The sequence below is a fragment of the Chryseobacterium sp. AG844 genome, from assembly GCF_003182335.1.
GTDB classification, from domain to species: Bacteria; Bacteroidota; Bacteroidia; order Flavobacteriales; family Weeksellaceae; genus Chryseobacterium; species Chryseobacterium cupriresistens.
The window spans coordinates 51,322-70,253 of record NZ_QGTV01000024.1 but is presented as its reverse complement, the minus strand read 5'-3'; the positions used below and the strand labels follow the sequence as shown (position 1 = coordinate 70,253).

Here is an 18,932-nt window from a genome sequence, read left to right as displayed (position 1 = left end):
TTTTGATGATTTTTTGTTGTGTTGTCATAATACTTAATCTGTTTTAAAGTTATTTAATTTGATTATAACTGTCAGATTAAGTATTGACTAATTCATTGTATTCGTAGAAAAACTTATCCGGAGCGCTGCTGTTTGCATTTCCGTTCATATCAAGCGTCTGTCTGCTTTCTTCAGACGGATATCCTGCGGTGTTAAATGTTGTGGTATACTTATGAGAAGTCATTCCGGTAGCTGTTCCTCCTCCGGCTGTAGTTTGGGTAAATTCTCCCTTATAAGCACTTAAGCTGTTCTTGATATTTGAGAATAACATGCTTATGCCATCGCTGCTCTCATTTCCATTAAAGATAATTTTGTCAAAACCTTTTACATTTTTGAAAGGATAGTTTTTATCCGTGTATGTATAAGTCTCTTTTTCTGTATAGTTAACGGTATTTCCATTGACAATTCCGGTTCCTGAGCCTGCATTGCTTACCATATTTCCATTATTATACGTGATTACACTGTTGATAATAGAAGAACCTGCCGCTCCTGAATTCGTTTGTTTTTTTACGCTGATTTCTGTAGTGCTGGTGTAGGTATAAGAAAACTTAACGGTGTTCTCTATGGTTCCGGTTGTAGAATATTCCTTCGTAACCGCTGTAGCCATACGTCCGTTAGTATATCCGTATTCTACAGCACTTTCAAGAACATTATTTTCGTAATGTTTAATACCCGTAATATAATCATCGGTATATGTGAACTCAATTCTTTGCCCGTGATTAATATTGTTAATCATGCTGATGATTTTAGTTCCGTTGTAATTGATTTTCATGACAATCCCATCCATTGTCATCTTTGTAGGAAGAATCACGGTTTGATTAGAAGGATCACTGTTATCAAAAGGGGTATCATCAGAACTGTAGCATGATATTGCAGATAAGGCTACAGACCCAAAAAGTAGAAGTTTTTTCATAGTTATAAGTTAAATCACCCAAATATAATTTAATTTATAATATGATTTTATTTTTTCGGATTGGTTCTTAAAAAGATGAGGCCGCCAATGATAATACCTGCACCTGTCAATTGTAAGTATGTCAGTTTCTCACCATCTATAATTCCCCAGATAATAGCCACAATAGGCATCACTAAAGTAACGGTGGATGCAAAAAGAGGGGAGGAAACTTTAAGTAAACGATAATTCATCATCATCGCCAGACCTGTTCCGAAAACTGATAACAGGCTGACAAACATAAGCCCCATCAGATTATCTTTCGAAAAGCTGAATTCTGAAAAGAATCCTGTCCCTGTAAGCGCAAGAATGGAAGGCAGCAATAAAACAAAAGAGAATACAAAAGCAGATAAAACCGTAGAAGAGACCTCCATAAGCTTTGATTTTACGGTGGTTGTACTCAACGCATAGCATAAAGTTGCCAATAACAGCAAGAGAATCGGAATCATTTTCAGTTCTGCGCTGTCACCACCTCCAAATGCCAGAATACAGACTCCTGTGAAGCTTATTAGTATCCCTATAATCTGTTTTTTCGTGGTTTCGAACTTCCAGACCAATGCGCCGACAATAATCACAAAAATAGGCATCATTGAGTTGATAATTCCGGCAATGCTGCTGCTTACTTCAGTTTCTGCAATCGGAAATAAAAACATAGGAATGAAATTTCCTGTAAAAGCAGCCAGAACTAGCCACTTCAGATGTTTTCTGGGAAAAAGTTTATAATTGGAAATCGCGACCGGAAGTAAAATAATTCCGGCAATAAGAACCCGTAAAGAACCTACCTGAAACGGATTAAAATGTTCCAGTGATTTTTTGATCAAAATAAATGATGATCCCCAGATAATACTCAGGACAATCAGAAGAACCCACTTTTCTTTATCTGCGTTCATTATTTTCGTGTAAGATTTTTAGAAATTCTTTTTTGGGAATCATTTTTGCCCCTAAGCTTTCCAGATGTTCTGTATGAGATTGACAATCAATTAAATCAAGGCTGTTTTTATTGCTTTCCACAAAGTTGATAAAGCCCGCTTTTGAAGCATTACTTACCTTGGCAAACATGCTTTCTCCGCAGAATACATTTCCAATCTGCAACCCGTAAAAACCCCCTACGAGTTCTCCATCCTGCCATACTTCAATACTTTTGGCCAAACCGTATTGATGAAGCTGGATAAAAGACTCCATCAGTTCATCAGAAAGCCACGTTCCCAACTGCCCTTTTCTTGTAGCCTGCTGGCAATTTCTGATTACCTCCCTGAAATTCTTATTCTCGGAGAAAGTAAAAACATTTCTGTTGAGTATCTTTCTCATAGATTTTGAAACTTTTAATTCTTCAGGAATAAGCACAAACCTTGGATCGGGACACCACCAAAGGATTTCCTCTCCGGGATTGTACCAGGGAAAAATACCGAGCTGATAGGCAAACCAGATACGCTCTACGGACAGGTCGCCACCAAAAGCAACCACTCCCTCATGGCCATCATACAGCTCCGGGTCGGGAAATGAAATCTCGTTTTCGTCTAATCGGACCATTTTTAGCAAAAAAATCCCACTTCAAAAAGCAGGATTTATAATTGATCTTTTATTCTTTAATTAGAAAGGTAAATCATCATCGTCGTCTCCGGCAAAAGGATTCTCATTAGAAACCGGGGATGCAGACTGCTGAGGCATTGCCTGAGTAGGTTCTGAAGCATTATCAAAAACTTTCTCTACTCTCCACCCTGTAATAGAGTTGAAGTATTTAGTTTCACCCTGAGGAGAAACCCATTCTCTACCTCTGATGTTGATTCCTACCTTTACGTTTTCTCCTTCTTTAAGGTTATCTAATAAACTGATTTTATCAGATAAAAATTCTATGTTTATCGGCTGTGGATACTGTTCCTGGGTCAAAATAACCATTTCTCTTTTTTGAAACCCGCTCGCAAATGTTTGAGCATCAAAAAGTTTCTTTACCGTTCCTTGTAATTCCATATCGTAAATATTAACGATGTAAAAGTAAGAAAATGAAATGTAATAAAAGAAGCTGTGAAAAAAAAATGTGGAAATTTTATTTTTTTTTCCTGAAAAGTTTGGTAGTAAAGGAAATTGTCCTATATTTGCACTCACAAAAACGAAGCAAGCTCTTTAAAACTTACAATATAAAAACCAGCGGATGTGGTGTAATTGGTAGCCACGCCAGACTTAGGATCTGGTGCCGTGAGGCGTGGGGGTTCGAGTCCCTTCATCCGCACTATGCGAAAATAGCTCAGCTGGTAGAGCACAACCTTGCCAAGGTTGGGGTCGCGGGTTCGAATCCCGTTTTTCGCTCCACACCATGCCCTGGTGGTGGAACTGGTAGACACGCAGGACTTAAAATCCTGTGTCCGCAAGGACGTACGGGTTCAAGTCCCGTCTGGGGTACAAGACCCTCTGTAATATCTTACGGAGGGTTTTTTGTTTTAATAGAGAGTGTTCTTTAAATAAAAATCTTATATTTGTAAGAAATCAGGTTGAATCTGAGTATTCAGATCAGCGAATCAGCGGATGTGGTGTAATTGGTAGCCACGCCAGACTTAGGATCTGGTGCCGTGAGGCGTGGGGGTTCGAGTCCCTTCATCCGCACAATTCGAAAAAACTCTTATAGAGTCGTTAAGAAGGTTGGAACCTCTGGTTCGAATCTTTTTTTTTGCCCACACCATGCCCTGGTGGTGGAACTGGTAGACACGCAGGACTTAAAATCCTGTGTCCGCAAGGACGTACGGGTTCAAGTCCCGTCTGGGGTACAAAGCCCTCTGTAATGTATTACGGAGGGCTTTTTTGTTTTTGTAACCTTTAGAGTATCTGACTGTTTCCCGTTTTCTTTTCCAGTTTTTCCAGCCTTTCAAAAATACCAGTGAAGATATTCTTGTTTCCTGTCGAAATGTATCCTACAATCTTATAATATTCCTGATGATTTTTGTTTGTACGTTGATTTTCAGTTGCATATTGAAGATTTCCATTGATATGAACCAGTAGATTGCTAATGGGATCTGTTGCCAGATTTGTTTTATTCAGAAATAAAATATCACCGGATTGATACTGGGGAAGCAATGTTTTTTCAGAAGTAAATTCAAAGACCAGATCAACTGATGCTAATATTTTTTGCAATATTACTGAGTTGGCTTTATTTACGGACTGTGTTTTCTGCATTTCCAAATTAGTCTCCCCTGTTGATTCAGGGAAAAGTGCGGGCTGACTGGCACCAGGAGTACTTGTCAGCTGGTTTGCCTGTATAGGTTCAGTCAGTAATTTGTCAATACTAAGGTTAAAGTGATTCGCAACTTTCAGTATGGTTTCAATTTTTGGCTCAGCACGTCCCTCCTCATATGAGCTTATTACGCCTCTGTTGAGATCAAACAGATCTGCAAAAGCCTTTTGACTCAATCCTTTCACCTGTCTTATTTTCTTAATATTAATTCCAAATAAGCTCATCCTGTCCAATATTTTTTGCAAATATAGAAAATGTAAATAAATGTTGCTAAATATATTTGCATGGATGCTATTTCTGATGGAGCTAATTTTTAACAGAAAAAGATAAGGCATATAATATAAAAATCTGTACCCATAATATTATATAGTTCTGTATCTGTATCCAGGATTAAATACTCCATAATTTTGTTTAGCTAAAGAAGAAATATGGAAACAATCACTCAACAACAGAAACAGTTTCAATATGCCGAGGCTTATATATCAGACATGTGGATGCTGAAAAATATCTTTCTGGAAACACAGAATCTGACAATAGCAGATCAGAATTTCGGACTTCCTTTTCTTTTGGCTAAAAATGGGAAGCAGATTGTTGCTTTTGCCAGTCTTATCGTGAATGAAAAGGATGAAATATCTTTCAGGATCTATGATAAAAATAAGATGTCAGATATCGAAAAGAGAAATTTCTTTTCCCGTGCTGAAAGATATTTTAAAAATACTCACACCCCCAATTTTAAGGATCCGGAACAGTTAAAAAGCAGTATCAGCAGTATGATCAGCTGGCTGAATCCCGAATAAAGACAGGATAAAATTGTACATTTACTTAAAACCCGGATTCTATGCATAAAGATGTTCTGTACCTCAAAATAGCCAATTCTGTCACAGAGCAGATTAAAAGTGAAACCCTGCAGTTTGGAGACAGGCTGCCTTCATTGCGAAGTGCCCAGAAATTATACAATGTAAGTCTGAATACTATAAAACAAGCTTATATGGAACTGGAGAGCCGCTCTCTGGTAGAATCACGTCCGAAATATGGCTACTATGTAAGCCAGACTTCCCAGCGAAAACTGGCACTGCCTTCCGTGGCACCGATGAAAGATTCAGAGAAAAGGAATACACCACAGGACCTTATTGATAAGGTATTTGGAGTGATCGGAGGAACAGATATCACCCAGTTTGGATTGGGCATTCCGGGGAAAAGTCTTCTTCCGGTGGCCAAGATGAAGAAATGCATGATTGATGTGATCAAAAGAAAGAGCGACAGCGGAACCAACTATGAACCTGTACAGGGAAGTGAGGTGCTTCGCCGGGAAATCGCCAAATGGTCGATGGTAATGGAAGGGAAAATCACAGAAGATGATCTGGTGATTACTTCCGGAGCTATGAACGCCGTTTATAATTGCTTAATGGCTGTTACTCAGCCGGGAGATTCCGTGGCGGTGGAAAGTCCTGTATACTTCGGAATTCTCCAGGCTATCCAGCTATTAGGACTTAAGGCTGTGGAAATTCCTACGCATCCGATTACAGGAGTAGATCTGGATGAGTTAAAAAAGGTAATGCCAAAGCTTTCTGCGTGCTGTTTTGTGGTGAATTATAATAATCCGTTGGGATTTCAGATGCCTGATGATAACAAGAAAGAACTGGTAAGGATGCTTACTGAATATAATGTTCCTTTGGTGGAGGATGATGTCTATGGTAACATTTATTTCGGGGCGGGAAGACCCAAGCCGTGTAAATTTTATGATGAAGCAGGAATTGTGATGTGGGTAGGCTCGGTTTCGAAAACATTGGCACCAGGTTTCAGGGTTGGGTGGGTGGCTCCCGGAAAATTTAAAGAAAAAATTATCCGTCAGAAACTGGTTCAGACGGTGAGCGGACCTTCTTTGTTTTCAGATGTAATTACAGATTTTCTCGCACACGGGCGTTATGATCACCACCTCAGAATGTTCAGGAAAAAGCTGTACGCAAATTACCTTCAGATTCAAAAGGCGGTGACTGAATATTTTCCGGATAATACAAAAATTTCAGAACCCAAAGGAGGCTTTATGCTTTGGCTGGAGCTGGATAAAAGAATTTGTACGGAAGATCTCTACGATGTAGCTTTTGAGCAGAAAATCAATTTTGCTCCCGGAAGAATGTTTTCACAGCACAATCAGTATCAGAACTGCATGCGTTTGAACTATGCACTGGAATGGACAGACAGAGTAGAAAGTGACCTGGAAAAGCTGGGCAGAATGATAAAAAACAGAATTTAATAAACCTTATAGCGATGAATGATACTAAGAATGAAGTAAAAATTGTAGCCTATGAACCTCAGTATAAACAAGCTTTCAAAGCTTTGAATGAAGAATGGATCAAAACATACTTTGTCATGGAAGCCGGCGATTATAAACTGCTGGATAATCCTGAAGAGCATATTTTACATAAAGGAGGGCACATTGTTTTTGCTTTGCTGGATGGAGAAGCAGTAGGAACCTGTGCATTAGTAAAAACAGAAGACAGTCCTCTCACTTTTGAATTGTCAAAAATGGCAGTAAGTCCCAAAGCGCAAGGGAAAAAACTAGGCTACCTTTTGGGAAAAACTTTAGTGGAAAAAGCAAAGGAATTAAAAGCTGAAAAAGTATTTTTGGTTACCAATTCTATACTGGTTCCGGCCATTACACTTTATGAAAAGCTGGGCTTTATCCATACTCCCATCAGCAATGCTGAGTATGACCGTGCCGATGTGCAGATGGAGCTGATTTTTAATAAGTAGGCAAAAAAATATTAGAACTCGGATAGGAATATCCTTGTTCTAATATCAAAATTTAAATCTAATTGCTTTATTTTTATTTCTTAATGAATGTCTTGGTCAGTGCTTTTTTGCTTCCGTTGATTTTAATGAAATACACACCAGCCGGAAGATTTCCGATATTGATTTTTTCATCGTAAAAACCTCTTGAAGACTTTAAATGGGTTGTTAAAACATTTGATCCTTTACTGTCAATGATTTCTGCTTTAATTTTCTTATCCTCAGATTGATACTGGATTCCAATGAATGTTGAAACAGGATTCGGATAAATTTTAAAATCCTCAGCAATTACCCTGCTCTCTTTTGCGGTCAATATTTCTTTGGAACATGCCGGGATTCTATTCACTCCATCTATTCCCCATGATGATTGTACCGGAATACAAAGCCAGTTCAATACAGTTGGAAAATGATCTGTTTCTCTCGTTGTTGAGGTATAATCATACACCTTAAAATTATTCACTGTACCCGCATTGTAAGTAGGAGAACCTGTCACGGTCATGTTATTGGCGTTTGGACCGGAGTCTGTCAACGTATTTCCTGAAGTTCCATTACACTTCCAATTGGCTAATAATTGAGAATAATAAGGATGCGAAGAGGTAATATCCTGATTGGCCCAATTCACAATAACATCATTGGGAAGAGCAGATTTCCAGATTCTTATGTCTTTATAAGAAGCCGCCAGATTGAGTCCATAAACATTGGTTCCATCCTGGTTTAATGTAAGAGGAAGCCCGGAATCAATATTTCCAATGGTGTTCATTTTAGCAAAAGTTACCGGAACACCATCTTCGTACAATGTTACAAGGCCATCTCTGTCAAAGCTTGCCGCAATATGTTTCCACTTATTTGTTTCCACTTTTCCGCCTACCAGGTCAATTCTGTTCGTTCCATCTCCAATATTCATTTTGAAAGTCTGTCCTGAATATCCTGAGAACACAAATCCTTTATTTTTCCCATTAGCCCAGTTTTTATTACTGATCATCACCGGATCACTGGAGTAAGCTGCATTAGGCTTTACCCAAAACTCGATGGTGAAGTCCTGATTAGCTCCAAAATTAAAAGGAGTCTGGCTTGCTGGCTTTGCATAAGTTCCTGCCGGGAAATTCAATTGATTGAATGTTTTATTGGATTCCAGAACAGTTTTGCTGATCTGCTGAGGAGTAAATCCAGGATTGGAATACACCGTGAAAATATTTCTTTCGGTAAGATTTCCACCTCCATGAGAACTTTCGATTGCTCCATGATCTGTGGTTAATACAACCAGCCAGTCTTCATTATTATAAGAAGGTCTGTTTTTCATTGCAGTCACAATTTCACCAATATACGTATCTGTTGTCTTAATAGAATTTACATATTGAGAAACAGTAGATGAGAATCCATAAGAATGCCCGGCATGGTCTACATCATCGAAATCTACAAAGAGAATATCCGGATTATCATTCTGCAAAGCTGTAACAGCTGCATTTTTCACTGCAAGATCCGTTGCCAGATTGGTTTTTATATCTGCGGTTTGAATGATTTTGTCGTTGATGGGTGACCAATGTGCCAGAGAGATAGTTCTTAAGCCAGGGTTGTAATTTTCTGCTCTTGTCAGAAAATCAGGGTAATTGACATAGTTCGGGCTTGTGAAATTATTGTCCTGAACATTATGTTTGGTGTGCCATACGCCGGTCAGCATGGTGCTCCATCCGTTTCCGCTCCAGGTTGTAGCAGCACAAAGCCCGTCCGTAGAATAGATCGATTGGCTGATAAGGTTTTGAATGTTGGGAGTAGGTGTAGACATCATGACATCTGCACGACATCCGTCAATACCAATAAAAAGAACTTTTTTAGTCTGAGCTCCAAGGAAACAGCTCATTACAACAGCCATTGAGAATAGTTTTGTTTTCATGGGGAAAAAGGGTTTTTAGAATTGTGAAAGTTTATAAATAGTAATTTATTTTTAACTATTGTAAAATTAGTTTACTATTTGTAAACATTTGTGAACGGAAAGTTAATTAATTGATAATTAAAAAGTTCACTCAAAAAGCTTAGATATTAACCACAAAAGCCACAAAAGAAAAATGACTCTGTTTATTTTAAGTTACATGCTTTGTGAATAGAAGATCAAAAAAGGTTTCTGGAAATGTCGGTTATAATAAATACCTAATGATCCGTACTATATTCCCCTCCTCCGGAGGGGTGTCGAAAATTCAAAGAATTTTTGACGGGGTGGTAAAAACACAAACATTTTCTATAGAAAAACCATGAAAACGTTTGTGTCAAGAAGTATTTAAAAATAATCTGAAAAGTGTTTAAAGAATCCCCTCAGCTTCAGAAATCGTATTCAGAATATAATCAGGAGCTGCCTTTTCAAGCTCTGACTGCATCTGAGCACCAGAAAGAACGGCTACCGTTAATCCGCAGCCTGCATTTTTACCCTCTTCAATATCAATGACAGAATCTCCTGCCTTTAAAACCTTATGCGCTTCAGTGATATTGAATTTCTTCATAGCGAGATGAATCATTTCAGGACTTGGGCGGCTTTCTGAAACATCATCCGCAGTAATCAAAGCATCAAAATGAATGTTTTCTTTCCAGTTGAGTTTATCTAAAAGCTGATGGGCGATTTCTGAAGTATAGCCTGTATTCAAAACGATTTTCTTGTTTTGAGCTCTCATATTCAATAAGAAATCTTCCGTTCCGTTGATGGGTTTTACATCCAGATTTTGATAAGATTCTTTCAGTTGTCCAGAAAAATCCTCAAAAATAGCAGGAGCATCTTCTTCGTTCCCATTGATTTCTTTTAAAAGACTTGTGATTGCTTCCAGTTTTTCCATTCCGGCACAGCTGGATAATACTTTTTCCAGGCTTACTGCGTAGCCGTAATCATTTACAGCATTGGTAAGTGTTTTGTAGACTACGTTATCTTCATCAATTGTTGTTCCGGCCATATCCAGAACGAGTAATTCTATATTTTTCATTTGAATTTTATGCGTAAATTTTTTCAATATTAAATTTGGAAAAGCCACCGCTTCCCGTCATTCCCTTTCCTCCGATACCCGTTACAATATGAATGTTAGCGGATGGGCTGTGCTCAAAAATATCTTTTGTTTTGCACTGGGAATAGATTCCGAACCATCTCCTCTGAATTTCATACGTAGGAAGATCAATAATTTTCTTAGCCTCATGAATCATGAATTCATCAATCTCCATATTAAGGTCGTACCCAAGGTCATCTGCATTTTTAGCATCTGCATATTCATGAGAATCTCCGATGATGACAGAGCCATCAAGAGCCTGTTTGAATAAAATGTGAATGCCGTATTTCTTTTCAAATGAGTTGAGATCTTCTAAAGCCTTGATTTTCTGGAAAGAAGGACATTCGCTGAAAGACTCATATCTTCTCACAGAAAGCCCTGTAAGGATATTTCCCTGAAGCGAATAAATTCCTTGGGGCTTTGTTTGAAGCATCTGCAGTTTACTCACTTCCAGATCGCTGTCATTGAATACTTTAGGATATAAAGTTTTAAACTCGTGTCCCCCACAGATGATGATTTTGGAAGCGTTAAATTCCGTTCCATCTGCTGTAATAGCTATACATTTTTGGTCATTTTCATGGGTTTCAAGAACCGTTGTATTGTAAAAAATCTGCAGTCCCATTTTTTCCTGAAGCAGCTTGTGAAGTTTTACAATCATATCTGCAGAATCTACGGAAAGTTCCTGTGGGAAAAACAAACCTCCTTTGCAGTAGTCTGAACGAAGACCGTCAAATTTCTTGATGCAGTCGTTTTTAGATAATAAAACAGATTTATAATCATTATTTCTGTTGATTTCATAAAGTTCTTCAATCAACTGAAGCTCTTCATCATTGGAAGCAATATAGATGGAACCGTTTTGTCTGATGGTAAGGTCTGCCTGATCATGAAGTTCATTGTAGATGGCCAGACTTTCCCTCCCGAAGTTCTGCCATTTAAGATCCATTCCGGAGGGTACTACCTGTCCGAAATTTCTTACCGTGGCACCCTGAGGAACAGAATTCCTTTCCAGTAAAGCTACCTTAAGATTTTTCTTCAGCGCATGATAAGCATGGAATGTTCCTAAAATTCCACCTCCTACAACGAGTAAATCAAATTTTGTTGTCATTGTACTATAGTTTATAAAATTTTCGACGTATCGAAATTGATGAATTGATTAGATTTAGATTTGGGTTTTGACTTTTTTCTGAAAGCCAGAAAAGCAATCACCGAAAGAATGAAAACCGTTATGGTGATGATGTAATTTAAGTTAATATAAAAATGTAACCACGAAGTCTGGGCCGAGCCAAAGTTTTTATACAAAAGAATCAGAACACTTCCCAGGTAACCAAAAGAATCTACAATATAGATCAGAAAACCTACATTTCCTTTGATTTCAAAAGCGGCGATCATCCGGTCAAAATAAATTCCATTGAAAGGAATATAGCAAATGTACATTCCGAAGCCGGAAATTGTCATCCATAAAAAAGGCGACAGAGAACCCTGCTGAAACAGATACGTAGAAAGTCCTACCGTAAGAATTCCCGCAAAAAGAATGTAATGATAATAAGCAAATGCCTTTTTATTGTTTTTTACTTTTACCATAAAGCTTAAAATTACCAGAACCATTACGGCGATAGGAATTTCCGTTAAAGTGAAAATAGAACTGTCAAAAGTAAAGTTCAGTCCGTCCCAGATTTCACGATTAAAATTATCTCTGAAATCCCTTAAAACGGTTAAACTGATATATAAAAAGATGATACATACGATCGGAACAAAAAATTGTTGGATCAGGGCTCTTCTTTCCTTACCATTCAACGGCTGTCTCTTGTTTTTAAGCAAAATGTCTTCTTCTGAAGGTTTGGGAATTCTTTCAAGCAATAATCCGAAAAGAATCAGAGGAATAATGAAAATAAGTCCGGCTGAAAAAGGCATCCAGAATTCGGAAATCGGGAAGGTATCCATTAAAAATTTTCCTGCCGATTTTGTAAATCCTGAAGAAACCACAAAGCTTGAACATAAAAACAATCCGATGATTTCAGTGGCTTTCCGTCCTTCAATATACGAGAAAACAATTCCCCAGATCATTCCCAGTGGAATCCCGTTGACGAACATAAATATGATATTATAAGGAGCAGGAACGGTTGCAAACCCCAACAAGGCTAGCTCTGCAACAGCAATAAAAATAAAAAGATAAGCAAGTCTTTTCTGAGGTTTCAGCTCGGAAATAAATTTGATCCCGATGAATTTGGAAACAAAGTAGCCTACGGCCTGTGCAATGATAATCAGAATCTTATAATCTACCCCAAAATAAGAAAGTCCTTCGAAGGAAGCTACAGTAAAAGGTTTCCTGAAACCGTACATGCAGAAGTAAACACCGAAAGCAGCAAATGTGGCCTTCAGTGTTACCAGTGTTTTTTGATTGATGGTTCTGGCCATAGTTCTGGTTTAGAAATTCAGTTTTACTCCAAGATTGAAACGTACTCCATAATATTCCACCTGTTCAGGACGGTCTTCGCTTTTACCGAAGTGGTAAATCAGTGGTTTGTTCAGAATATTGTTTACATCCGCATACAAAGTCAGGTATTTGGTAAACTGATAAGAACCTCCGAAATCCAGATTGCTGTATTTACCATAATAAGAATCATTGATATCCTCCTCAGCGTATTCTACAGCATACTTTCCCTTGTAGTTATAAGCCAGTCTTGCATTGAATCCTTTTTTCTCAAGGAAAAGCTGCGCGTTGTACAGTTCCTTTGCCTGGTAAGGAAGGGCCACCTTTCTTCCGCTTGGTTTTTCCATTTCTGAAGTCATGAATGTAGCATTCAATTGTACTCCGAAATATTGTAGAAACCCTGGAAGGAAATCAAATCTCTTATTAATTCCAAGTTCAATACCTCCCAGCCATGCCGCTTTTCCGTTATTGGGAGCGGTAAACTGTACTCCGTTGTTTCCGTTATAGTTTCCGATAAAAGAGTCCTGGAAAATAGGATCCGTAATGGATTTATAAAAAACGCCGCCGCTTAGAATCCCTACGTTGGAAAAATAATATTCACCCATCAGGTCAAAATTCAAAGAATAGGTAGGGTTAAGGTTGGGATTTCCGCCTTTGAACTCGTTGTCTGCTTCAATATAAGTTCCTCCCGGAGTCAGATCACCAAAATTTGGTCTTGAAAAAGTTCTTGTCGCTGCAAAACGAAGATTAGCTTTATCATTTAAAGTATATTTTAAATGAATCATCGGAAGAACAGCCAGATAGTTTTTGGTGTTTTCTACCGGAGTCAGTACATCATCATTCACACTGTATCCTTTTACTTTGGTATTGGTATTTGATAATCTTATTCCTCCTAAAATGATGATTTTATCATTCAGTTTGTACGTTACCATTCCATAGGCGTCTGCATGTTTTTCAAACACATCAAAGTTTCTTCCTAATGCTTTATTGTATTCCAGAGCTTCAGAATCTGCAGTATTGATCTTCAGATTACCCTGATTCTGATACCAGAACTGATTCATTCCATTGGTGGAAAGTACGGGTCCGAAAGTATTGCCGATGTGTGCATTCATTTCACTTAAATATTTTGGTCCGTTGGGCTGTGTTGTGATATATTGTGAGAAATCAGACAGAAGAGGCGATGTTCCATTGTTCCAGTTGTAGAAAATATCAGAGAATCTTGCATTACGTTCTTTATCTCTGTATTTAAAACCATACTTTAAAGTCAGTTTATCAGAAGCATTGATTTCATGGTTGAATGCCGCAACAATTTTATCCTTTTCTTCTACAAAAACTTTATAGAATTCAAGATCTGTAAATCTCATCTTGGAAGCATCCATTTTAAAGTTCGGATCGCTGTAGAAACCAAATAACGCATCAGGATTTTTATAATCTAATTTTCCGCCATCTGCTTTCCAGTAAGCCCTAGGTCCATTTCCATGATTAGCAATATAATCAGGATTGATGCCTACACCAGATTGAGTGTACTTGACGACATAATATGAGTTGTTCTGCTTATCAGGAATATTTCCATACTTAAACTTGTTGTCATAATAGGATAAATCCCAGTCGATTTTTCCTCTATTGAATTGATGAACCGCTCCCAAAGAAACAGAAGTAAGCTCCGTTATCAGTAAATTGTGGATATTCTGAAGCTCCACCCTTGCTGTATTATTAGCACTGCTGAACTTATCAAACCGGATCCTGTGTTTGTAATGGGTCTCGTCATCCGATAAGGTACCATAGATTCCTTTTAAATAGAAAGTCGTTTTTGGAGACAATACATATTCAAAAGCGGTATTGATTCCGGTTGTCTTTCGAACTCCGTTATAATCGCGAAGTTCCAGCCTGAAAATCCCTTCGTCACCACTTCTTCGTGCTTCAAAATTATCAGTAGACCAGTTTCTTATGAAATGGGCAAAATTGATTAAATACCCGAATTTTTTATCCTTTGTTCTTCCTCCATATAAAAATCCAAGGTTGTAGACGCCTTTATCAGACTTTGCGTTATAACCGCTTCCCACAGTGGCTTTGAATTCTGTTTTCATCGGTGGGGTTTTGGTAATAAAATTGACACCGCCGCCAATTCCGTCAGCTTCCATATCTGGGGTAAAAGACTTGTTTACATGTACATAGGAGATCAGTTCTGTAGGAAAGAAATCAAATGCTGTTGCTCTGGAAGTCGTTTCTTCCTCTGCGGTGGGAAGCCTGTTTCCATTGATGGTTGTGGATGCCCAGAATGGCGGAAGTCCTCTCAGGGAAACAAATCTTCCTTCGCCCTGGTCTCTTTCAATAGAAACTCCCTGCACACGCTGCACGGTTTCTGCTGCATTTCTGTCCGGGAGCTTTCCGATTCCGTCTGAAGCGATGACATTGGTGATATTAATTGCATTTTTCTGAAGGTTTAAAGCTCTCGCTTCCGTATTTTTCAACGTTCCGGTGACGACAATTTCGTCAATGTTTTTTCTAGGTTGAGATAGTTTGATAATTCCTAAGTCAACCGTTTGTTCCGGTTTCAGGTCTACATTGATATCTGTAGATTCATAACCGATGTAGCTGATTTGTAAGATGTATTGGCCTTCTTTAATATCGTTGATGGTAAATTTTCCTTCGATATCAGTGGTTATATTTTTAGATAAGCCTTTTATTTTGACTGTGGCCCCGGGGAGAGGCTGGCTGTCGTCAAGCACAGTTCCTATAATTAACTGTTTTTGCGCTGAAACAAAGACTATGAGACAGACAAAAACAAGGGTAAGTAATTTCTCTAATTTTGTTTTCATTTTTACATATATTAAATTTTTTATGCAAATCAAGCTAATAATTTTAATATATATAAATATTTTGTGTTAAGTATTGTTTAACAAATAAGTTCTATTTGTTACGTTTATTTTATCTTTAAATGTATTAATGCCAACCTTTAAAAACAGGACTAAACAATATTTAAATCCACTGTTTCAACACTTTTCGCAAATATTTCCTGAAAATAAAAGGAATTGAAACTTTCCAAAAGCAGGCTTGATTTGGTTCATATTTCGTTCATCTTGGAAGAATAACGAAAACCAGAAGTTGCATATTTGTAAACTTTTGTATGCTTCAGAAAATCAAAATTGAAGCATGATGTAAAAATTGGAATATGATGTAAACGCAAAGTTTAATAATTATAACGCCAAATTATAAGTGTGCAAAGATTACGACGTTGTCATTGAAGAAGCTTGATTATTATATGTGTATTTATAAGGAATCTACACTACAATTGTCATTCTGAATGAAATGTAATGAAGACTCTCGCGTTATTGAATGCAAATAAGAGATTCTTCCTTCGTCAGAATGACAAAAACAAATAATAAAAAACTTTGCGTTAAAAAAAAGAAATAGTTAAGCCGTATAAAAATAAAGAACAAGCATCACACAGCTTTCATCACTGATGCTTACCGGAACGTGAGGAAACTTACCGTTGAAATAAAGCGAATCCCCTTCTTTAAGGATGATTTCCTCATTATCAATTACGTATTTCACTTCTCCCTTCAGAATATATTTGAATTCCCAGGCATCCGTAATGACCTTTTCCCTTTTAGAATTAGGTTCAAGCGTCAGCAGAACGGCCTCAAAACCTAAAGAATGAAGGCTCTTGCTGAAGATGTGCATATATCTGAACCCCTCAGCTTCCACTTCTTTTTCTATAATTTGCTGGCTTTCTTTCGGAACATAAATAAATTTGGCGTTGGATTTTTTCTCAACCCCTTCAAAAAAATAACTGGCATCAATCTCCAGCGACTGAATCAGATCTAAGAGAACAGGAAGTGAAGGAATCGTTCTTCCGTTTTCAATTCTGGAAACAAGTCCGTTGCTTACATTCGCTTTGAAGGCCAGCTCATTAATGGTTAAATTATTCTTTTTTCTAATATCCTTTAATCTCTTGCCGATACCTATTAAAAAGTCATTCATACTGTGTGTAATTTAACCTGAATTATATTCAAACAAAGGTAATATTATTCTATAGAGTTTAGGTACAGGAGGGAATCAATTCATTGAAAATTATTATTTGCTACTTGGCTCTCTGATATTCCTCGCTTTTTCTCCCAGGAAAATTTCCCTATTTTTGTAAAACTCCTTATTTCATCTATGAAAAAAATTATTCTTATCGAAGACGAAACCAGTGTGGTGTCCTTTATTAAAAAGGGACTTCAGGAAAATGGATATGAAATTTCTGTAGCTTTTGACGGCCGTACAGGAGTTCAGCTGGTGCAGGCTAACGATTTTGATCTGGTAATTTTAGACATTATGCTTCCGGAAATGAACGGTCTGGATGTGTGCAAAGAGATAAGAAAAACCAATCAGAGCGTTCCTATTTTATTTCTGACTGCTTTGGGAACTTCTGAAAATATTGTTCTCGGATTGGAAAGCGGAGGAGACGATTATCTGGTGAAGCCTTTTAAATTCATTGAGTTGGTTGCACGTGTAAAATCCCTGCTAAGAAGAAGCAATAACAACGGTCCGCAGGAAATTGCTGAACCTGAGCCGGATAATGAACATGTATTCCAGTTTTCGGATCTGATGGTGAATGACTACACCAAAAAAGTAACCCGAGCCGGAGAAGATATTTCTCTTACTTCCACAGAGTATAAACTGCTGCTGTACTTCCTGAATAATCCGGAAAAAGTAATTTCGAGAGCAGAAATTCTGGATGCGGTCTGGGGCGTAAACTATGAACTGGGAACCAACGTGGTAGATGTTTATGTCAATTATTTAAGAAAAAAACTGGATAGCCAGGATGATAATAAACTGATTCATACCGTGATAGGAATGGGTTATGTGTTGAAAAAGACATAATGAATGTTTAACAGAGTCATTACAAATCAAACCAAAACGATGGTACTTTTGATGCTGGTTTTTACCGCCATCATTTTGCTGTTCAGTGGTTTGGTGTATTTTTCTATCGTTAATTTTTCACATCAGAGGTTTTATGAGCTGTTGAAGATAAGGACGGCAACCATTGTTCAGATCGAAAAAAGTAAAGATCATCTCGACCTTCCTGAAAACTATATTCTCAGCAACCTGAATGATGAGGAACTTCCGATGGAAAGAGACTATGTTTTTGCTGTTCCTGCCGATTCCAATTTCAAAAAAATATCTCAGGAAGTTCATATCCCCGATTATTTCTTTAAAAATATTATCAGAGAAGGAGAATCCAATTATAATGATGAAGAATTCTATTATATAGGACAAAGTTTCAGATATGATGATAAAGATTATATTGCCATCGCTTCTGCCAAAAACCATTATGTTGTTTATTATCTGGGCTTTTTAAAGAGAACACTGCTTACCTGTATTGTACTGTCTCTGTTTTTCAGTATGATTTTTTCTTTTTATCTGTCCAAAACCTTATTCAGGCCGATCTTAAAAATTACAGGAAAAGTAAAAGAAATCAGTTCTGAAAACCTTCACTTAAGATTGGAATCACATCCTGATAATAAAGAGCTTAATGAGTTGGTAGATACCTTTAATGATATGCTCAACCGCATTGAAACGTCTTTTGAAACCCAGAACCACCTGATCGGCAATGTTTCCCACGAATTGAGGACGCCTCTTACATCCATTATGGGAGAAGCCGATGTTGCGCTTTCTATCAGCAGAACAGCTGATGAATACAAAGAAACCCTCGGAATCATTCTGGATGAAGCTGAAAAGCTGGATAAAAAGATTAAAGCACTATTAATGATTGCCCAAACCGGATTCGACGGGAAAATCCAGAAAATGGATAAGGTGAGAATTGATCAGCTTCTTTGGGACGTTATTGAAACCTTAAGGCGAATTGATTCCCGAAACAATATCTATCTTGATATCAGCATGCTTCCCGATAATCCCAAGAAATTAAAAGTTCAGGGGAATGAGCAGCTACTGCATCTTGCAGTGGCCAATATCATCAGTAATGGCTGTAAATATTCTAATTTTCAGCAGGTTAAAGTCTCTCTTGGCGCCACCAATACAGATGTCTACATCATTATAAAAGACAACGGGATTGGAATTCCTGAAGTGGAAATGAATAAAATCTACGATCCGTTTTTCAGAGCTTCCAATACCAATAATTATGAAGGCTACGGGATCGGACTTCCATTGGCCAGAAATATTGTCAGAATGCACCACGGTGAACTGATTGTAAGCTCTCACGAAAACCAGGGAACAACGGTACAGATGCGTTTTCCTAATTTCTACAGCACTCAGAAGGGCGAACAAGCCAAAGTGTAAACCAGAATAACAATAGGCAAAATCGCAAATTGACGAAAAAGCGAAATGGCAAAATGCAAAAGAGCTTTTCGTCATATTAACTCCCGTTAACAATTTTCTAATCTCATTTTAATCTCTTTAATCACATTTTAATTCCATTCCAAAGATCTTCTAATATGGTCGTTCTAGTTTTGTATCATCAAAAAAGATAAACAC

The 18,932-nt window shown here is 37.7% G+C and carries 16 protein-coding genes and 5 tRNA genes; 10 read left to right on the top strand and 11 right to left on the bottom strand.

What is annotated here, in order from left to right; translation table 11 throughout:
* Positions 1-76: 76 nt before the first annotated feature.
* From DEU40_RS19075 to DEU40_RS19060, 4 genes are read right to left on the bottom strand one after another with little or no spacing between them, the layout of a single operon-like run.
* Entirely contained in the window at positions 77-952 is an 876-nt protein-coding gene (locus tag DEU40_RS19075; protein WP_110011316.1) for a hypothetical protein, read from the bottom strand.
* 47 nt (positions 953-999) lie between these two features.
* On the bottom strand, positions 1,000-1,878 hold the full coding sequence (locus DEU40_RS19070; protein ID WP_110011315.1) for a DMT family transporter: 879 nt from the start codon (positions 1,876-1,878) through the stop codon (positions 1,000-1,002).
* On the bottom strand, positions 1,865-2,518 hold the full coding sequence (aat, locus tag DEU40_RS19065) for a leucyl/phenylalanyl-tRNA--protein transferase (RefSeq protein WP_110011314.1): 654 nt from the start codon (positions 2,516-2,518) through the stop codon (positions 1,865-1,867). The genes DEU40_RS19070 and aat overlap by 14 nt, the downstream gene beginning before the upstream one ends.
* Positions 2,519-2,578: 60 nt before the next feature.
* A complete protein-coding gene (locus DEU40_RS19060; RefSeq protein WP_041461994.1) occupies positions 2,579-2,956 on the bottom strand; it encodes a DUF3127 domain-containing protein in 378 nt (125 codons plus the stop codon).
* Between the two features lie 177 nt (positions 2,957-3,133).
* On the opposite strand from DEU40_RS19060, the gene DEU40_RS19055 reads away from it, so the two are divergent.
* The 5 genes from DEU40_RS19055 (at position 3,134) to DEU40_RS19035 (ending at position 3,747) form a co-directional block, all read left to right on the top strand.
* Positions 3,134-3,215 (top strand) — tRNA-Leu (locus DEU40_RS19055).
* Between the two features lie 4 nt (positions 3,216-3,219).
* Positions 3,220-3,295: transfer RNA gene (locus DEU40_RS19050), tRNA-Gly, on the top strand.
* Positions 3,296-3,301: 6 nt separating this feature from the next.
* Positions 3,302-3,385, top strand: a tRNA-Leu gene (locus DEU40_RS19045).
* Between the two features lie 119 nt (positions 3,386-3,504).
* A tRNA-Leu gene (locus DEU40_RS19040) sits at positions 3,505-3,586 on the top strand.
* 77 nt (positions 3,587-3,663) lie between these two features.
* Positions 3,664-3,747: transfer RNA gene (locus tag DEU40_RS19035), tRNA-Leu, on the top strand.
* 49 nt (positions 3,748-3,796) lie between these two features.
* Here DEU40_RS19035 and DEU40_RS19030 read toward each other — a convergent pair.
* Positions 3,797-4,435, bottom strand: a complete 639-nt coding sequence (locus DEU40_RS19030) for a helix-turn-helix domain-containing protein (protein WP_110011313.1) — start codon at positions 4,433-4,435, stop codon at positions 3,797-3,799.
* A 204-nt stretch (positions 4,436-4,639) separates the two neighbouring features.
* Between DEU40_RS19030 and DEU40_RS19025 the strand changes: the two genes are divergently transcribed.
* From DEU40_RS19025 to DEU40_RS19015, 3 genes are read left to right on the top strand one after another with little or no spacing between them, the layout of a single operon-like run.
* The gene (locus tag DEU40_RS19025; RefSeq protein ID WP_110011312.1) at positions 4,640-5,008 is read left to right on the top strand and encodes a hypothetical protein; all 369 of its coding nucleotides are present in this window, start codon (positions 4,640-4,642) and stop codon (positions 5,006-5,008) included.
* A gap of 41 nt (positions 5,009-5,049) precedes the next feature.
* Positions 5,050-6,465 (top strand): PLP-dependent aminotransferase family protein, encoded by a 1,416-nt coding sequence (locus DEU40_RS19020; protein WP_110011311.1) that lies wholly within the window; start codon positions 5,050-5,052, stop codon positions 6,463-6,465.
* Positions 6,466-6,479: 14 nt separating this feature from the next.
* Positions 6,480-6,965 carry a GNAT family N-acetyltransferase gene (locus DEU40_RS19015; protein WP_110011310.1) on the top strand — a complete coding sequence of 162 codons (486 nt, stop codon included), beginning with the start codon at positions 6,480-6,482 and terminating at the stop codon, positions 6,963-6,965.
* Between the two features lie 73 nt (positions 6,966-7,038).
* Here DEU40_RS19015 and DEU40_RS19010 read toward each other — a convergent pair whose 3' ends face one another.
* The 6 genes from DEU40_RS19010 to DEU40_RS18985 form a co-directional block, all read right to left on the bottom strand.
* Positions 7,039-8,892 (bottom strand): alkaline phosphatase family protein, encoded by a 1,854-nt coding sequence (locus DEU40_RS19010; RefSeq protein ID WP_110011309.1) that lies wholly within the window; start codon positions 8,890-8,892, stop codon positions 7,039-7,041.
* Between the two features lie 403 nt (positions 8,893-9,295).
* Positions 9,296-9,964 carry an HAD-IA family hydrolase gene (locus DEU40_RS19005; protein WP_110011320.1) on the bottom strand — a complete coding sequence of 223 codons (669 nt, stop codon included), beginning with the start codon at positions 9,962-9,964 and terminating at the stop codon, positions 9,296-9,298.
* A 7-nt stretch (positions 9,965-9,971) separates the two neighbouring features.
* Positions 9,972-11,126, bottom strand: coding sequence for a TIGR03364 family FAD-dependent oxidoreductase (locus DEU40_RS19000; RefSeq protein ID WP_110011308.1), 1,155 nt, complete (start codon positions 11,124-11,126; stop codon positions 9,972-9,974).
* An 11-nt stretch (positions 11,127-11,137) separates the two neighbouring features.
* Positions 11,138-12,436 carry a DUF5690 family protein gene (locus DEU40_RS18995; protein ID WP_110011307.1) on the bottom strand — a complete coding sequence of 433 codons (1,299 nt, stop codon included), beginning with the start codon at positions 12,434-12,436 and terminating at the stop codon, positions 11,138-11,140.
* 9 nt (positions 12,437-12,445) lie between these two features.
* The gene (locus DEU40_RS18990; RefSeq protein ID WP_110011306.1) at positions 12,446-15,271 is read right to left on the bottom strand and encodes a TonB-dependent receptor; all 2,826 of its coding nucleotides are present in this window, start codon (positions 15,269-15,271) and stop codon (positions 12,446-12,448) included.
* A gap of 595 nt (positions 15,272-15,866) precedes the next feature.
* A complete protein-coding gene (locus tag DEU40_RS18985) occupies positions 15,867-16,436 on the bottom strand; it encodes a helix-turn-helix domain-containing protein (RefSeq protein ID WP_110011305.1) in 570 nt (189 codons plus the stop codon).
* Positions 16,437-16,613: 177 nt separating this feature from the next.
* On the opposite strand from DEU40_RS18985, the gene DEU40_RS18980 reads away from it, so the two are divergent.
* Together DEU40_RS18980 and DEU40_RS18975 are read left to right on the top strand one after the other, a co-directional pair.
* The gene (locus DEU40_RS18980; RefSeq protein ID WP_047377977.1) at positions 16,614-17,321 is read left to right on the top strand and encodes a response regulator transcription factor; all 708 of its coding nucleotides are present in this window, start codon (positions 16,614-16,616) and stop codon (positions 17,319-17,321) included.
* Between the two features lie 3 nt (positions 17,322-17,324).
* On the top strand, positions 17,325-18,737 hold the full coding sequence (locus DEU40_RS18975) for a sensor histidine kinase (RefSeq protein WP_110011304.1): 1,413 nt from the start codon (positions 17,325-17,327) through the stop codon (positions 18,735-18,737).
* The last annotated feature ends 195 nt before the right edge of the window (positions 18,738-18,932 follow it).

What these genes read in the sequence shown, in the direction of transcription:
- DEU40_RS19015 (WP_110011310.1), top strand. Translation starts at nt 6,480, where the DNA reads ATGAATGATACTAAGAATGAAGTAAAAATTGTAGCCTATGAACCTCAG.
- aat (WP_110011314.1), bottom strand. Translation starts at nt 2,518, where the DNA reads ATGGTCCGATTAGACGAAAACGAGATTTCATTTCCCGACCCGGAGCTG.
- DEU40_RS19060 (WP_041461994.1), bottom strand. Translation starts at nt 2,956, where the DNA reads ATGGAATTACAAGGAACGGTAAAGAAACTTTTTGATGCTCAAACATTT.
- DEU40_RS18980 (WP_047377977.1), top strand. Translation starts at nt 16,614, where the DNA reads ATGAAAAAAATTATTCTTATCGAAGACGAAACCAGTGTGGTGTCCTTT.
- DEU40_RS19075 (WP_110011316.1), bottom strand. Translation starts at nt 952, where the DNA reads ATGAAAAAACTTCTACTTTTTGGGTCTGTAGCCTTATCTGCAATATCA.
- DEU40_RS19030 (WP_110011313.1), bottom strand. Translation starts at nt 4,435, where the DNA reads ATGAGCTTATTTGGAATTAATATTAAGAAAATAAGACAGGTGAAAGGA.
- DEU40_RS18990 (WP_110011306.1), bottom strand. Translation starts at nt 15,271, where the DNA reads ATGAAAACAAAATTAGAGAAATTACTTACCCTTGTTTTTGTCTGTCTC.
- DEU40_RS19005 (WP_110011320.1), bottom strand. Translation starts at nt 9,964, where the DNA reads ATGAAAAATATAGAATTACTCGTTCTGGATATGGCCGGAACAACAATT.
- DEU40_RS19025 (WP_110011312.1), top strand. Translation starts at nt 4,640, where the DNA reads ATGGAAACAATCACTCAACAACAGAAACAGTTTCAATATGCCGAGGCT.
- DEU40_RS19020 (WP_110011311.1), top strand. Translation starts at nt 5,050, where the DNA reads ATGCATAAAGATGTTCTGTACCTCAAAATAGCCAATTCTGTCACAGAG.
- DEU40_RS18985 (WP_110011305.1), bottom strand. Translation starts at nt 16,436, where the DNA reads ATGAATGACTTTTTAATAGGTATCGGCAAGAGATTAAAGGATATTAGA.
- DEU40_RS19070 (WP_110011315.1), bottom strand. Translation starts at nt 1,878, where the DNA reads ATGAACGCAGATAAAGAAAAGTGGGTTCTTCTGATTGTCCTGAGTATT.
- DEU40_RS19000 (WP_110011308.1), bottom strand. Translation starts at nt 11,126, where the DNA reads ATGACAACAAAATTTGATTTACTCGTTGTAGGAGGTGGAATTTTAGGA.
- DEU40_RS19010 (WP_110011309.1), bottom strand. Translation starts at nt 8,892, where the DNA reads ATGAAAACAAAACTATTCTCAATGGCTGTTGTAATGAGCTGTTTCCTT.
- DEU40_RS18995 (WP_110011307.1), bottom strand. Translation starts at nt 12,436, where the DNA reads ATGGCCAGAACCATCAATCAAAAAACACTGGTAACACTGAAGGCCACA.
- DEU40_RS18975 (WP_110011304.1), top strand. Translation starts at nt 17,325, where the DNA reads ATGTTTAACAGAGTCATTACAAATCAAACCAAAACGATGGTACTTTTG.